General features: G+C 54.6%; 11 protein-coding genes. 6 read left to right on the top strand and 5 right to left on the bottom strand.

Translation table 11 applies throughout. The annotated features are described in order from the left end of the window. Positions 1-380: 380 nt before the first annotated feature. The 4 genes from AC54XV_RS24430 to AC54XV_RS24415 all read right to left on the bottom strand — a co-directional run bounded on the left by AC54XV_RS24430 (position 381) and on the right by AC54XV_RS24415 (position 4,569). Entirely contained in the window at positions 381-1,175 is a 795-nt protein-coding gene (locus AC54XV_RS24430) for a carbon-nitrogen hydrolase family protein (RefSeq protein WP_060406099.1), read from the bottom strand. A gap of 15 nt (positions 1,176-1,190) precedes the next feature. Beyond that, positions 1,191-2,870 carry a flavin monoamine oxidase family protein gene (locus tag AC54XV_RS24425; protein ID WP_003341224.1) on the bottom strand — a complete coding sequence of 560 codons (1,680 nt, stop codon included), beginning with the start codon at positions 2,868-2,870 and terminating at the stop codon, positions 1,191-1,193. A 150-nt stretch (positions 2,871-3,020) separates the two neighbouring features. Then, positions 3,021-3,482: an Lrp/AsnC family transcriptional regulator gene (locus AC54XV_RS24420; protein ID WP_024640981.1), complete on the bottom strand. Its 462-nt coding sequence runs from the start codon at positions 3,480-3,482 to the stop codon at positions 3,021-3,023. Between the two features lie 10 nt (positions 3,483-3,492). After that, positions 3,493-4,569, bottom strand: a complete 1,077-nt coding sequence (locus AC54XV_RS24415) for an FUSC family protein (protein ID WP_011269160.1) — start codon at positions 4,567-4,569, stop codon at positions 3,493-3,495. 310 nt (positions 4,570-4,879) lie between these two features. Between AC54XV_RS24415 and AC54XV_RS24410 the strand changes: the two genes are divergently transcribed. Next, complete coding sequence (locus AC54XV_RS24410; protein ID WP_058399059.1) at positions 4,880-6,175, top strand: M20 family metallopeptidase; 1,296 nt, start codon at positions 4,880-4,882, stop codon at positions 6,173-6,175. A 13-nt stretch (positions 6,176-6,188) separates the two neighbouring features. After that, positions 6,189-6,692 carry a GNAT family N-acetyltransferase gene (locus AC54XV_RS24405; protein WP_058399061.1) on the top strand — a complete coding sequence of 168 codons (504 nt, stop codon included), beginning with the start codon at positions 6,189-6,191 and terminating at the stop codon, positions 6,690-6,692. Positions 6,693-6,888: 196 nt separating this feature from the next. Here AC54XV_RS24405 and AC54XV_RS24400 read toward each other — a convergent pair whose 3' ends face one another. Beyond that, the gene (locus AC54XV_RS24400; RefSeq protein WP_110393118.1) at positions 6,889-7,704 is read right to left on the bottom strand and encodes a formate/nitrite transporter family protein; all 816 of its coding nucleotides are present in this window, start codon (positions 7,702-7,704) and stop codon (positions 6,889-6,891) included. Positions 7,705-8,143: 439 nt separating this feature from the next. Here AC54XV_RS24400 and msrA point away from each other — a divergent pair, with 439 nt between their 5' ends. The 4 genes from msrA to AC54XV_RS24380 all read left to right on the top strand — a co-directional run bounded on the left by msrA (position 8,144) and on the right by AC54XV_RS24380 (position 14,455). Next, a complete protein-coding gene (gene msrA / locus AC54XV_RS24395) occupies positions 8,144-8,650 on the top strand; it encodes a peptide-methionine (S)-S-oxide reductase MsrA (protein ID WP_024693084.1) in 507 nt (168 codons plus the stop codon). A 727-nt stretch (positions 8,651-9,377) separates the two neighbouring features. Beyond that, complete coding sequence (locus tag AC54XV_RS24390) at positions 9,378-10,316, top strand: DUF4007 family protein (RefSeq protein ID WP_496717298.1); 939 nt, start codon at positions 9,378-9,380, stop codon at positions 10,314-10,316. Next, entirely contained in the window at positions 10,313-13,615 is a 3,303-nt protein-coding gene (locus AC54XV_RS24385; RefSeq protein WP_496717296.1) for a DUF6079 family protein, read from the top strand. Before AC54XV_RS24390 ends, AC54XV_RS24385 begins: the two co-directional genes overlap by 4 nt. A gap of 3 nt (positions 13,616-13,618) precedes the next feature. After that, positions 13,619-14,455, top strand: a complete 837-nt coding sequence (locus AC54XV_RS24380) for a phosphoadenosine phosphosulfate reductase domain-containing protein (protein WP_496717294.1) — start codon at positions 13,619-13,621, stop codon at positions 14,453-14,455. The last annotated feature ends 18 nt before the right edge of the window (positions 14,456-14,473 follow it).

Below are 14,473 nucleotides of genomic sequence, written 5' to 3'. Positions count from 1 at the left end.
ACCCCTCGGGCAGGAGGCCGTTTTTGATTCTGCCCAACCGGCGTAGGAGCGGACTTGTCCGCGAAGGGGCCGCCAAGCTTTCCGGACATGCATCGCCTGAGCGACCGTCTTCGCGAACAAGTTCGCCCCTACCCCTCGGGCAGGAGGCCGTTTTTGATTCTGCCCAACGGGCGTAGGAGCGGACTTGTCCGCGAAGGGGCCGTCAAGCTTTCCGAAAATGCATCGCCTGATGCGACCGTCTTCGCGAACAAGTTCGCTACGGGCTCCGGCCAGAATCAAAAGCGGGCTTGTGTATGACGATGGTCGCGGAGCGTGGGCACGATAGTTATAGGATTATTCCGCACGCTCCTGCGTGGGAATTATCCATCCGGCTAATCTGATCAAGTCAGCGACGTATAAAGCGCCGGGCGGCGATCCACGAAGTAGTCGTTCGCGGTTCTGGCCTGGGCCAGCAGTATCTTGTCCAGCGTGCCGACCAGCAGTGCCTCGTCCTGACCTGCCAGCAACGGGCGGCTGCCGTCCGGTGCGCAGAGGCTGCTGAGCCCGCAGTAACGAATCGCGCCCTCGCTGCCGCAGTAGTTGGCGTACACCACGTAGCAGTGATTCTCGAAAGCCCGCGCCCGAACCGTCACGTCGCAGACGAAATCGTAAGGCAGCATGTTCGCGGTGGGGACCAGAATCAATTCGGCCCCGGCCAGGGCCAGCCGACGGGTATTTTCGGGGAATTCCACGTCGTAGCAAATCAGCAGGCCCAGGCGCCAGCCATTCAATTCGACCACCGGGTAATGATCGTCGCCTGCGGCGAACATCGACTTGTCCAGCTCGCTGAACAGGTGCGTTTTGCGGTAGTTGCACAGGCGCGTGCCCTGGCTGTCGATCAACTGCACGGCGTTGTAGATTTGCCCATCGCCCGCGCGCTCCGGATAGCCGTAGAGGATCGCAATGCCGCTGGCCTGCGCGATGGCGGCAATGCGCGTCGCTGCCGGACCGTCCTGCGCCTGCGCCAGCTCACCGACAGCCTGAGCGCCGATGTTGTAGCCGCTGAGGAACATTTCCGGACAGATCAGCACCTGTGACCCTTGCTTGGCGGCGGCCTGAGCCTGCTGTTCCAGGCGAGTCAGGTTGCCGCTGACATCCAGCGGCAATGGTGGGCATTGATACAGCGCAACGCGCATGGGGTTTTCCTTCTGTCAGTCGCCCAGTGCTATCGGGCCGATCTCGTGGAACACATCACCGGGGCCGGGGTTCTCGGCGTGAGTCTTGCCGCCGAAGTGGTTCATGATCCCCCACACGGCGTTCAGTGAGGTCTGCACAGCGCCTTCGACCCACGCCGGTGTCCAGGAGACATCGTCGCCGGCGATGAACATGCCGCGCTGTTCGCTGGGCATATCCTGCTGCATGAAGTGCGCGTACATGCGCTGGTTATAGCGGTAATGGCCCGGCAGCGCACCCTTGAACGCACCCAGGAAGTGCGGATCAGCTTCCCATGACACGGTAATCGGATCACCGATGATCCGCGCTGCGATGTCCACTTTCGGGTAGATCTTCTTCAAGGCATCCAGCGCCAGCTTCACCCGCTTCTCGATGGGCTGCGGGAGCATCTTCAGTGCATCGCTCATCCACGAGTAGGACAGGCAGATCACGCCTGGCTTGTCGTCGCCGTTATCGAACAGGTACGTGCCACGGGTCAGCCGGTCGGTGAGGGTCATGCTCATCAGGTCGCGGCCGGTTTCCGGGTCTTTGTCCTTCCAGAACGGGCGGTCGACCATCACGAAGGTCTTTGACGACTGCATGTAGCGGGTGCGGTCCAGGGCCATCCACATCTTCTGCGAGAACAGCGACTCTTCGCACTCGATCTGCGTGGTCAGCAGCCAGCTCTGGCAGGTGGTCAGCACAGCGGCGTACTGCCGGGTGTCGCCCCAATTGTCGGTCACCGCAAAACTGCCATCCTCGGCGCGCGCAATGCGCTTCACGCCGGGACGTGGTGCACCGCGGTGCAACGACGACAGGCTGGTGCCCTTGGGCCAGTGCGCGCAATGTTCGGGTACATGGCTCCACAAGCCGACCGGCACTTGCTGCACGCCGCCGACGATCAGGTGCTGGTGTTCATCGCAGTTGGTCATCACCACACGGAAGATTTCCAGCATCGAGTTGGGGAAGTCCGAATCCCAGCCGCCCGTGCCGAAGCCCACCTGGCCGAATACTTCGCGGTGAAAGAAAGACAGCTTGGCGAAGGCCTTGGAAGTCGCGACAAAATCATAGAACGTGCGGTCGTCCCATAACGGCACCAGCTTGTTCCACAGCTCCTTAAGACGCGGCACATCGCGGTCGCGGATGGCCTGCTGGATGTCGCCGAATTGCGAGCCGCTTTCCAGTGCGTCGGCCCAGGCGTCGGCGACTTCCTGAAACAGCGCCGGCAGGTCCGAGAGCATCTGTGCGTAGTAGGTGGTGCCTTCCAGGTCGATAACGGTGCTGCCAGACGCCGCGGTCAGCGGGTTGGGGAACGGCCTGGACTCAAGGCCCAGCTTGTCGACGTAATGAAAGAACGCCGTCGAGGACACCGGAAAGCGCATGCCGCCCAGTTCGGCCACGATGCCTTTGGCGCCTTCGAACTCCTGCGAGCGCAGGCGGCCACCCATTTTCGAGGCTTCGTACACCACCGGCTTGAGGCCCATCTTCATCAATTCGTAGGCCGCCACCAGACCGGCTATCCCGGCACCGATAATTGCCACTTCAGCGCCGTGGTTCTCCACGGGAATGCTGCCCAGGCCTTTCGGGTGCTCGATCCAGTCATCGAAGGCGAAGGGGAAGTCGGGGCCGAACATGGTGATCGGCTTTTTGCCGTTGGCGGGGTGACGGTTGTTCTTCATGACGGACCTTGATGGGCAACGGCGAAAAACAACAGTCTAGAGAAGGGCGGGCACGTTAATAAGACGCAAAGTGTCGTCGATATGCTGTTTGTTTGGGCTAAGTGACGAATCTGCTGGTCGGTTTGTATGGCTGTTTGATCGAGTAACCAGTTACACCGGCTGGCCGCGATCGATCTTGCTGCTGAGGATGATCGATGTGGTGGTCTTCTCGACACCCTCCACGCTGCCGATCAGGTCGAGTAACTGGTCCAGTTGCTCGGGAGAATCCGTGCGCAACCAGGCGACATAATCGAACTCGCCACTCACTGCACAGAGTTGCTGAACCTGCGCCATGGCACTGAGGCGCCGCAATACTTCCTTGCCCGAGCGAGGTTGCACGGTAATCCCGACATACGCCTGCAACCCGCCACTGACCACGCGCTGGCCAAGGCGCACGCCGTAACCGGTAATCACTTTGCTGCTTTCCAGGCGCGCGAGCCGCGAGGTGACGGTGGTGCGGGCGATGCCCAGTTGCCGGGCGAGCATGGCGACGCTTTCGCGCGCGTTGATTTGCAGCGCGGCAATCAGCTGGCGATCGATTTCATCCAGCACTGGCGGGCGGGTATCGGGCACGGGCGGTTCCTTAAAACTTCCAGCGTTTGGCGGTCTTGGCCAGACGCGCCTGCAGGCCGTCGAGGTTGAGCGCCAACTGCTGGGTCATCAAGTGGTAGCCCTTCAACTCGGTAGGAATCACGGCCTTCACTGCAGGTGTCTCAGGTGTTTCGGTCGTGCGTGCCAGACGTTCGGTGGCCCCGGTTTGCAGGGCGCGGGCCATGCCGATCAGTTGCCGGCGAATCTGGCGGTAGTCAGCGTCCAGCGATGCCTTGAGCGTCTCGTCGGCAAGTTGATTCAGATTCGCAGGGCGAATATTGGCGAGAATCTCCAGGGTGCTCAGGCACATGCGGAAGTGGCCCTGGATGGCGTCCAGCTCGACCATGGACATCTTCACTTCCTTGGACACCGACGGCAGCAGCGAGCGCAGTTGCAGCATCGTGCCGTTGAGCCTGGCGGTCAGTTTCAAATGCTCATCGGCGGTAACCGGCTGGCCCTGCACGATGCGCCCGTACACCTTGGCGCAGTCACGCAAGCCGCTGGCCAGGTTGTAGCGCCAGGAAAACACCGCATACAGCGGCAGGGCGAAGGAGAACGCCAGGGCCAGCGCGATACCAATCAGAATATCGACGGTACGCCACAGCCCGTCGCTGATCGGGTTGTAACCATGACCGGCAACGATGAACAGCGTGATCGCCGACAGCAGCGCGGTGTAACCGCCTTTGCCAATGGCGTGATAGGCGAAGAAACCGCACATCACCGACATCATTGCGTAGGTCAGCAGCGGCATTTCCAGATAGCCCTGCTGGACCACCACGATCAGACCGAGGCCGGCACCGATCAACGTTCCATAGGCACGTTCGACCGACTTCTTGCCGATATTGCCGTGATGCTGCAAACCGCCGATCACGATCAGCATGGTCACCGACGCCCACTCGCCATGGGGCAGGTTGAGGCCGGTGGTCAACAGGATAGTCACCAGCAAGCCCACCGCAATCCGCGCCGCGTGGATCAGCCGCGCATGCCGATAACGGCGATACGGGTCCAGCAAGGGACGCAGAACAGGGCGAAGCCAGGAGGGTATGAAAGCAGAGCGCGAATTCGTCATGCGTAAAGAGACCGCGAGGGTAGGGAAGAGATCCCTGATTGGATGGTGGTATTTCCCAGTAAGCCACATTTGACGGGAGATGGGTGGGGATTGTTGCCGATCAGCACGAGCAGCATCGTCGACTTATCTTCCAGACTTGCTTTCAGAGACTGGAAAGTCTCAGCTTCTGATATCCCTCTTTTTTGGCGTCGTTCAAGGAACCTTGCCCGGCTTCCTGCCACTCAGGACGCCACAATAGCGCCCGTCATGGATAATCTGACGGGTTCTTGGGCACACTGGCTCGACACCACAAAAGCGGACGCTATCCAGCATGAAAAGTCTTCTCCCCTCGCTCCTGATTCTGTTTTTCTGCACTGGTGTATCTGCAGGAACGGCACATGATGAGCAAAGCATGGCGTCCTATGTCGATAGCCACAGCGCCGAGCAGATCGCTTTGCTTGAAAAACTCGTCAACATCAACAGCGGTACCGATAATGTTGAGGGCGTCGTCAAAGTGGGTAATTTGATGAAGCCGGAGCTGGAGGCGCTTGGCTTCGAAACAACCTGGCACGACCTGCCTGCAGGAATGAATCATGCGGGTAGCCTTGTTGCGATCCATGATGGCAATAAGTCTGCGAAACGAATTCTACTGATAGGCCATCTGGACACGGTTTTTCCTGAAACAGGCAGTTTCCAGAAATTCACCTACCTTGAGGGCGGTAAAAAAGCCAAGGGCCCTGGCGTCATCGATGACAAAGGCGGCATGGTCACGATGCTCTACGCTTTGCAGGCGCTGAAACACACCGGCGCGCTGGAGAACATGAATATCTCGGTGGTCCTGATCGGTGATGAAGAGCTGGCGGCCAAACCGACGGAGATCTCCAGAGAATGGCTGATCGCCGAAGCCAAAAGAAGCGACATTGCGCTGGGTTTCGAATTCGCCTTGTCGCCCAACCAGTTGATCACCGAGCGCAGGGGATTGAGCGAGTGGTTTTTGACCAGCACCGGCGTAGACAAACATTCAGCGACTATTTTTCAGCCTGAAACCGGTTTCGGGGCAGTGTATGAGTCGGCTCGAGTGCTTGATGAGATTCGTCGGAAGCTTTCGAATGAGCAAGGCCTGACCATCAATCCGGGACTCATTCTGGGTGGCTCTACAGCGGTCGAAGATGTCGCCAGTGGACAAGGTACTGCTTCTGGAAGAAAGACAACGGTTGCCCGGATTTCTTCTGTGCATGGCGATTTGCGGTTCAGCAGTGAGGCTCAGAGAGTCTCCGCGGAAAACCAGCTGAAAGAAATAGCCAGTTACCCGCTGCCTCTGACCAACAGCGATGTGAAAATCAAAGCCATCATGCCGGTCATGGCTGATCGTGAGAGCAATCGCAAACTACTGGAAGCCTACAGCCAGGTCAGCCAGGATCTCGACGGGCCTGTTCTGAAATCGGCACCGTCAGCGGAAAGAGGCGGAGCTGACATTTCCTATGTGAACAACTATGTAACCGCAAGCCTGGACGGGCTAGGTGCCTGGGGTGAAGGTGCGCACAGTGAAAACGAAACCATCGATCTGAGCTCTTTGCCCGTGGTAACAAAACGGGCGGCTATTTTCCTGAGCCGTTACGGTAATTAGCATGAGAGGCTCGGTGGCGTTCGACCTGCGCCTGTCGAAAGATAGCGATCTACCGGACTTGAGGCGCCTCTCGGCGCTGGCCCGTGATCGCTATAAAACCATTTCCTCTCTGGCACATGTCGCCGACCTCCCTCCGCTGAGTGCAGACAGATTCGAAGCCTGCCGCGTTGTCGTTGCTGTTGACCAGAGCACTCATGAGGTCATCGGGTACGCCGCCATGCGGCCACTCGATGGTTTGTTGTATCTGGACAATATCTCCGTCGTTCCTCGTGCTTCAGGCAGTGGCGTGGGTAAGACTCTGCTGTCCTCCGTTGTGACGCATGCGCAGGCCCTTCGGGTTCAGGCCGTGAGCCTGACGACCTTCCGCGAGCCGCTGTGGAACGGGCCGTGGTTCAGGAAACACGGCTTTGGTCTTATGCCGGACATTGAAATTGGCGAAGGGCTGAGGCGTGTCGTGGATCGTCAATCGATGACGTTCAGTCCTGCAACGCGGGAGACATTGTGGCGTGTGCTTTGACGCGCGTGTAATCCGATACGCGCAATCGACTCAGCGGCGCACGGCACCTTGATTGATCGTACTCTGAGCTCAGGCGGTGCTCTCCGCTATTAGGGTTTGTGGCTGTTGAGCCGTATTGACACTCACCCCCGCAGAGCTTTTCGCTCTGCGGTCGTCATCTCTTATCGCCGCATCGTCTGTATGGCGTTGGACCGGATTATTCCGGTGTTTGCGCGCCGCTGGTCCTGGACAGCTCAGCCGGTCGGGTTGCCGCATTGGAAAAGGCCAAATGATAGGCCAGGCCGACGAACACCGCGCCGCCCACTGCGTTACCCAAAAATACCGGAACGAAATTCTCGCCGAACTGCGCCCAACTCAAGGCGCCAGCGAAGATCGCTGCAGGAATGACGAACATGTTGGCGACAATGTGCTGAAAGCCGATCGCGACGAATGCCATCACCGGAAACCACATGCCGACCACTTTACCGATCACGTCCTTGCTCGCGTAGCTGAGCCACACCGCCAGGCACACCAGCCAATTGCAGCCAATACCCGAGATGAAGGCCTGTTCGAAGCTGGCCCCGACCTTGGTATTGGCGATGGCCACGGTCTTGGCCATGAAGGCGCCTTCAGTCAGCCCCACCACATGGCCGAAACAATAAGCAACGAACAGCGCACCGATCAGGTTGGCCAGCGTCACCAGTACCCAATTACGCACCAGCTGACCCAGACCGATGCGCCCGGCGAATAGCGCCATGGGCAGGCTCATCATGTTGCCAGTCAGCAACTCACCGCCAGCCAGCACCACCAGAATCAGCCCGACCGGAAACACCACAGCGCCAAGCAGATTGCCCAGCGACGCCCACTCGTGAGGGATCATGGTGCTGACATGAATATCGAGAAGAAACCCGAGGGCGATGAAAGCCCCTGCCAGAAAGCCCAGAATCATCAACGACGACAGGCCCAAGTGGGCCTTCTTGACGCCGCTTTCGACGGCAATTTCAGCGATTTGCTGCGGGGTGTTCAAAGACATGGTGGGCTCGTGCGTGGTCGTGGGCTGAGCATGGGGAATAAAAGCTCAAGCGGTGCGCGCATCTGTCGCACCGGGAAACAATGTTACGGAATGTTTCGGAGGATGGCCAATCGGATGTTTTGATCGGGTGATTGAGAGGGTCGATGAGTGGGCAGGTTTCGCGGGGGTGGGCTTATAGTTGTTTGGTTGGCAGGTGTGCAGTGGGTCAACTCAACCCGATCACTGAGTTGTCAGCGACCGAGCCACCTTGGAAACGCTGACTCAAGCGCTCAAGCCAGCGGATTCTGACGCAACTGTAGGCAACGGAGCAAGGCGCCAAGGCTTCTGTAGGACGTTTACTCGTTCCGCAACACGATCCTGTTTTTTACTTCATCCGGCTTGGTATTGCCCGGCATCACCCCATAACTATCCCTGTCTCCATAAACCGCAAGGACAGACCATGACCAACCCAACCGAAACCGCCATCCTTGCCGGCGGCTGCTTCTGGGGCATGCAAGATTTGTTGCGACGCTACCCCGGCGTGCTGCATACGCGAGTCGGCTACACCGGTGGTGACGTACCGAACGCCACCTACCGCAACCACGGCAACCATGCCGAAGCGATTGAGATCGTGTTTGACCCGGCGGTGATCAGCTATCGGCAGATTCTTGAGTTCTTTTTCCAGATCCATGACCCGAGCACGCCTAACCGGCAGGGCAATGATCTTGGGCCAAGCTATCGTTCGGCGATTTACTACCTGAGCGAACAGCAAAGGGATATTGCCGAAGATACCGCGGCTGACGTGGACGCCTCCAAGCTGTGGCCGGGGCGTGTGGTCACGCAAATCGAGCCCGCCAGAGAGTTCTGGGAGGCGGAGCCGGAGCATCAGGATTATCTGGAGCGGATACCGAACGGTTATACCTGCCACTTCATCCGGCCGAACTGGAAGTTGCCCAAGCGGGCTTGAACCTGAATCGCACCGGGAAAGGCTGCGATAGGGGAGAGCGCAAAAGCTGACCTGCCTCTGTCATGCATGCAGCTGTAGTGGTAATCAGACACTTCTATCTGGCGATATTCTCGCCTGAATGAGTGTCTGGAATCGCTAGACCACTACAGGGGTTTATCTGAGAGGACATCACCAGAGGCACAAAAGCCGCGCAATGTGCGGCTTTTAAAGGTGGTGGGCCCACACGGACTCGAACCGTGCACCAAAGGATTATGAGTTGCTGGGCGAGCTAGTATGCCTAGAGAAAGCGTTCGTAGGTGAACGTAGGTTGGCATAGCTAGAGGCCCCGTAGTACGTGGTGTTGAGCACAATTGAGCGAAGGTAGCGTAAGCCCAGGAGTGTACCGTAATCGTACCGATGCTTCGGTATTGGATGAACGATTGCTGTCAAAAAGACGAATGGTCGAGCGCACCGTCGGCATGAAATATGGGAGGAAATCGGAGCGGTCGAATAGCTCGTCATTCGAAAGCGTAGACCTTAACCGTTGGGGTGCGTCGGTGCTGCGGAACAATTGCAATCATCATGCACGCAGGCGTGTTCGTACGACAACGCGCGATTTAGAGGACATAGATATTTTTGCTGTGTTTTTATACAGTAAAATGCTACGATCAAGGCCATTGCCGGACTGGAGAACCTCCCCAGTTTGGAAACTATTGCTCCTGGGGAGAGCGTCCAGTAAGATCGTCCTATGAAAAATATTGTCGATGACCAAGCATACACTCCTCATTTTTCTGGCCATGAAACGTTTCCGTTACGTCAAATGTGGCTAAAGAAAGCCTTTGAAGCCGGTAGCGGCGATGCCGTAGATAAAGCTGTATTTACTGACGAAAGTGCTATTGCGCTTTTTGGTGTTGGCAAAAATATGGTTTCGTCAATTAAGCATTGGGCCTTGGCGTGCGGTGTCTTTGAGGAAGCTGCCACCGACAAAGCTCTATTTAAGAAGAATGATATATGGACTCGCATTCTGGGGGATCAGGCACGATCTCTAGACCCATTCTGTGAGAATCCGGCTACATCTTGGCTGGTGCATTGGCGGCTCGCGGGAGTACCTGTTGGCAAGCATCGTTCCACCACGTGGTGGTGGGTTTTTAATAATATTTTGACCCCAACCTTTACGCGCGAGGAAGTGCAGCGACAAATTGCAGATTATGCATCGAAAAGAGGCGTCAAGGTCTCAGAGTCTACGTTGCGTCGAGATATTGAAACCTGCTTAAGAGGGTATTGTCCCAAACTAGACTCTGGAATAGAGGATCTAGCCGAGCCTATGCTGGCGGAGTTAGGACTTATATTAGATGAGGGGCGGGGTTCATTTTCTTTTAGGCGGGGTCCGAAAGCTTCCCTGCCTGATGGGATTTTTGATTTAGCAATTTTGGATTATTGGCCCGTTTCGACGGGCGAGAGTTCGATGGCATTTGAGTCTATCGCACATGGTCGTGGGGCGCCGGGCAGAGTTTTTAAAATGGATGAGAGCTCCTTGGCGGAGCGCCTGCAGGGGTTGGAATCTAGAACTGACGGATTATTATTTTGGTCCGATTCTTCAGGGATTAGGCAAGTTATGAGGCGTGATATGGACGGTAAAAAAACTAAGCGCCTTATGGAACGCCTTCTGAAGGATGCTTATAAGTGAGTAAAGAAAATAATCTTCTAAAATATATCACGGTAGCCCAGCACTACCGTCGCTCTATTCGTCTCGACTCTGATATTGGTCGATATGACTCGCTGGGCGGCTATGTTTGTCACGGAACAGCTAAGGCAGTGATCGAAAGTATGGCACGGCAGGTAACTGCGAGTTCCCAGCGAGCGTTTACTTGGACCGGGCCTTTTGGCGGAGGGAAGTCCTCGCTAGCCGTGACTTTTGCATCCGCGCTTCACAAGGATGCGAAGCTGCGAGGATTAGCTAGGGATCGACTAACGAGTACGTTACATTCTGCGCTTGATACGGCATTTCCAGTAAAAAAAGGCTGGCAGATAATTGCCATTTCTGGTCGTCGGACGGGGGTTGTTGCAGAAATAGCATCAGCAATTAACAAGGTTGCGGGCGTTGAGTTAGTAGACCCTCGAAAAGTGAATGGCGAGGTGCTGATCCAGGCTTTAAAAGATCTTGCGGTATCAGAAACTGTCGATGGACTGCTACTTATTATCGATGAAATGGGGAAGTTTTTAGAATCTTCGGCTCTAGGTGGGGATGATGTTCATTTCTTTCAGGAGCTAGCTGAGCAAGCTGCGCGTTGTACGGCTCCTTTCGTTGTCATAGGGATACTTCATCAAGCTTTCCGACAATACGCTGCGCGACTTGGTTCTGACGCTAAAGAGGATTGGGCCAAAATTCAGGGAAGATTTGTAGATATTCCATTAGTCGCTTCAAGTGACGAAGTTGTAGAACTCATCGGTAAAGCGCTAAAGAGTGAGCTTGAGCATGACTGGACTATAAGTAGTTCTGAGGTCGTTGCAGATGCTGTTCGCAGGCGCCGACCTGGTGTTGGGAAAGGTTTTTCCAAAAGTTTAGACGCCTGCTGGCCGTTGCATCCAGCAATGGCGGCGTTATTGGGGCCAATCTCAAAGCGACAGTTTGGTCAGAATGAGAGGAGCACCTTTGGGTTTTTGTCTTCGGTGGAACCCTTTGGCTTTACCGCTTTTCTAGAGTCTACTGATTCATCCGCACATGCATGGTATCGTCCTGGAGATTACTGGGATTTTTTACGCGCAAATCTCGAGCCTGCGATATTGTCATCTCCTGACGGGCATCGCTGGGCGCAGGCGGTTGACGCAGTTGAACGAGTAGAAAACCGTGGAGATGAGCTGCGTACCGCTCTGATTAAGAATATTGCAATTATAGATCTTTTCCGCAATGGGTCTGGTTTGTCAGCCGATGGAGAAGTACTAAAAGCACTATTCAATAACGTAGATAGCAGTGCTCTAGATAGGGCATTAGCAGATTTAGTTGCATGGCGTGCTGCGATTTTCAAAAAACACACTGGCTCTTGGAGTACTTTTGAAGGCAGTGATTTTGATATAGATGCTGCTGTAGCAGACGCTCATTCTAAAGGGGGCGGAGTTGCCTTATCTGTATTGTCCGATATGGCTAAGCTACGCCCGATAGTTGCCAAGCGCCATTATCAGATGACTGGAACGATGCGATGGATGGATGTCGTTATTTCCGACTCTAGTGATATGGAAGCTGTATCGGAGAGAAAATCTGAAACCGGTGGTTTTGGCAAGTTTGTTCTCTATCTTCCTCAGCGCGACGAGACACCAGAAAAAGTAAAACGAAAAATACGAAAGCTAAGCGAAAATAGTCTACCAGAGACCATTTTTGGGCATGTACCTAATCACGGTATAATAATGGAGCTAGGCGAAGAGCTTGTGTGCCTTCAGCAAGTTTCCGAAGAAAATCACCAGTTGGTAGGTGATCCTGTTGCAAGGCGTGAATTATCTGCACGTCTTGCATCCGTCCGCTCAGCACTTGAGGATGAAATGCGTGAGGCTATGGACGGTGCCTCGTGGCTTATAGATGAGGTTTGGATAAAGGCTAACAAGCTATCATCGATGGCGTCCGATCTGGCAGACAAAATATTTCATGCGGCACCGGTAATATTTAGCGAGCTGGTAAATCGTGATGTTCTTTCTTCCAATGCAGTTAAGGCTCGTCGCGATCTAGTACATCGGATGATAAATTCTGAGGGAGAAGAGAATTTAGGTCTAAACGGGTGGCCTGCTGAAAGAGGCCTTCACGAGACAATACTGCGTAGAACTGGTTTACATCGACAAGATGAGCGCGGCGCCTGGCATATTTCGGAGCCGGATTGTGTTGATCTCTGCCAGTTCGTTCCTCTGTGGAGAGCAGCCGACGCATTGTTCGGAGCCGGCGAGAAACTAATACAGGCTAAAGAAGTGTATGACATTTGGCGCGCCGCACCGTTTGGCGTCAGAAATGGCTGCTATCCTGTACTATTCACAGCGTACTTTCTATCGCGTAAGAGGACTATTGCCATCTATAAAGATGGGATGTTCTTACCTAAAATCACAGACGCGGATATGGATGAGTTTCTCCAAGATCACTCTCGTTATTCGTTACGTCAGATAGCTATTGACGAAGAAAAAAATGAAGTGCTTGAGGGGATTTCTAAAATTCTCCAACGTACCGGCGCAGGTGCGTTCTCGTTTGACGCGTTAAATGTCGCACGCGGTCTAGTAGGTCTTGTCTATGAACTCCCAGATTGGGTGCGGAAGACCAGAACCTTATCTCCTGATGCTATGGCGGTTCGGGATGTTTTACTCCGAGCAAATGACCCGCATAAAGTCATATTTGTAGATCTTCCCGCGATTCTAGGTGCTTCATCTTCAGAGTCATATTTGGATCTCCTGGAAAAGCCAATTTTAGAAATATCGAATGCCTATGCAGCACTTTTGAGCTCTATTGAATCCAAGATGCTAATGGAACTCGATTCAAGCTCGACGGATCTGGATAGTTTGCGGCATCGTGCCAGCATCGTTGAGGGCGTTACTGGTGACTTTAGGTTGAATGCATTTGCTGCTAGGCTCATGAAGCATGATGGCCAGGCTACAAGCTTAGAGAGTATTTTAAGCCTGGCTGCTAATAAGCCTCCACGGTTGTGGGCAGACGGCGATATCGATTCGTCATTATTTGAGATATCGTCGTGGGCTACGAAATTCCGTCAGGCAGAGGCTTTAGCTGCTGTGAAGGGAAGAGCTCCAACGCGAGAAGCGTTTGCGTTCGTTGTGGGTTCTGGGAGTTCTGCAAAATCGGTTATCCGAGAATTTGATATCGCTGAAAGAGACAGGGTCGCGGTCAATGACCTCGCGGCCTCACTTGTACATCAATTGCGTGCTAATGCGTATAGCGATGAGATATTGCTCGCAGTTTTGGCCAAGGTCGGTCTAGCTATAGTCAATGAGGGGGATTGAGTAATGGGTGAGCGCCACGTTCTAGGTGTTTCAGGAGGTAAGGATAGTGCTGCCCTGGCAATCTACCTAAGACAAAATCGACCTGAGCTCGATATTGAATATTTCTTTACTGACACTGGTAAAGAACTCCCGGAAGTCTATGAGTTTTTAGGGAAGCTTGAGGGGTTTCTTGGAAAAGAAATTACCCGGCTCAATCCGGATCGTGACTTTGATTTCTGGCTGCGAGAGTACAACCACTTTCTACCTTCACCTCAAACTCGGTGGTGTACTCGGCAACTTAAACTACTACCGTTTGAGCGGTGGGTTCGACCGATGTTGGATAGCGGCGACATCGTTACATCATATGTTGCCATACGAGCTGATGAAGAGTTTCGTGAAGGGTATTCTTCAAAGCACAAAAATCTGAGAGTTAAACTGCCCTTTCGGGATGATGGTATTGATAAGCCCGCAGTTTCTGAAATCCTTGAAGCTTCTGGCGTAGGCTGGCCTACCTATTACGAGTGGAGGAGCAGGAGTGGCTGCACCTTCTGCTTTTTCCAGCAGAAAGTTGAGTGGGTACGCCTTAAAGTCAAGCACCCGGAAGAATTCGAAAACGCTAAAGCATATGAAAAAGATGCTCTCGAACACGGATCTCCATTTACATGGACTAAGGGAGAGTCATTGGAACAGCTGGAGCAGCCAAAAAGAGTGGAGCAAATCCTTCAAGACTACGAACTACGTAGAGCGAGAGAGGAGAAACGTCGACCTGTGAATCCTTTGAGACCAGCGTTACCGCCAGACCTGGATGAGCTTTATGGCTGCGACGAGGGCAACGGTTCCTGCGCGATATGTCATAAATGACACGTATTGCGGCGGGAA

It is taken from the genome of Pseudomonas fragariae (ex Marin et al. 2024), from assembly GCF_059621105.1.
This window is presented reverse-complemented; position numbering and strand designations above follow the sequence as displayed.

What these genes read in the sequence shown, in the direction of transcription:
- AC54XV_RS24390 (WP_496717298.1), top strand. Translation starts at nt 9,378, where the DNA reads ATGAAAAATATTGTCGATGACCAAGCATACACTCCTCATTTTTCTGGC.
- AC54XV_RS24425 (WP_003341224.1), bottom strand. Translation starts at nt 2,870, where the DNA reads ATGAAGAACAACCGTCACCCCGCCAACGGCAAAAAGCCGATCACCATG.
- AC54XV_RS24380 (WP_496717294.1), top strand. Translation starts at nt 13,619, where the DNA reads ATGGGTGAGCGCCACGTTCTAGGTGTTTCAGGAGGTAAGGATAGTGCT.
- AC54XV_RS24410 (WP_058399059.1), top strand. Translation starts at nt 4,880, where the DNA reads ATGAAAAGTCTTCTCCCCTCGCTCCTGATTCTGTTTTTCTGCACTGGT.
- msrA (WP_024693084.1), top strand. Translation starts at nt 8,144, where the DNA reads ATGACCAACCCAACCGAAACCGCCATCCTTGCCGGCGGCTGCTTCTGG.
- AC54XV_RS24430 (WP_060406099.1), bottom strand. Translation starts at nt 1,175, where the DNA reads ATGCGCGTTGCGCTGTATCAATGCCCACCATTGCCGCTGGATGTCAGC.
- AC54XV_RS24415 (WP_011269160.1), bottom strand. Translation starts at nt 4,569, where the DNA reads ATGACGAATTCGCGCTCTGCTTTCATACCCTCCTGGCTTCGCCCTGTT.
- AC54XV_RS24400 (WP_110393118.1), bottom strand. Translation starts at nt 7,704, where the DNA reads ATGTCTTTGAACACCCCGCAGCAAATCGCTGAAATTGCCGTCGAAAGC.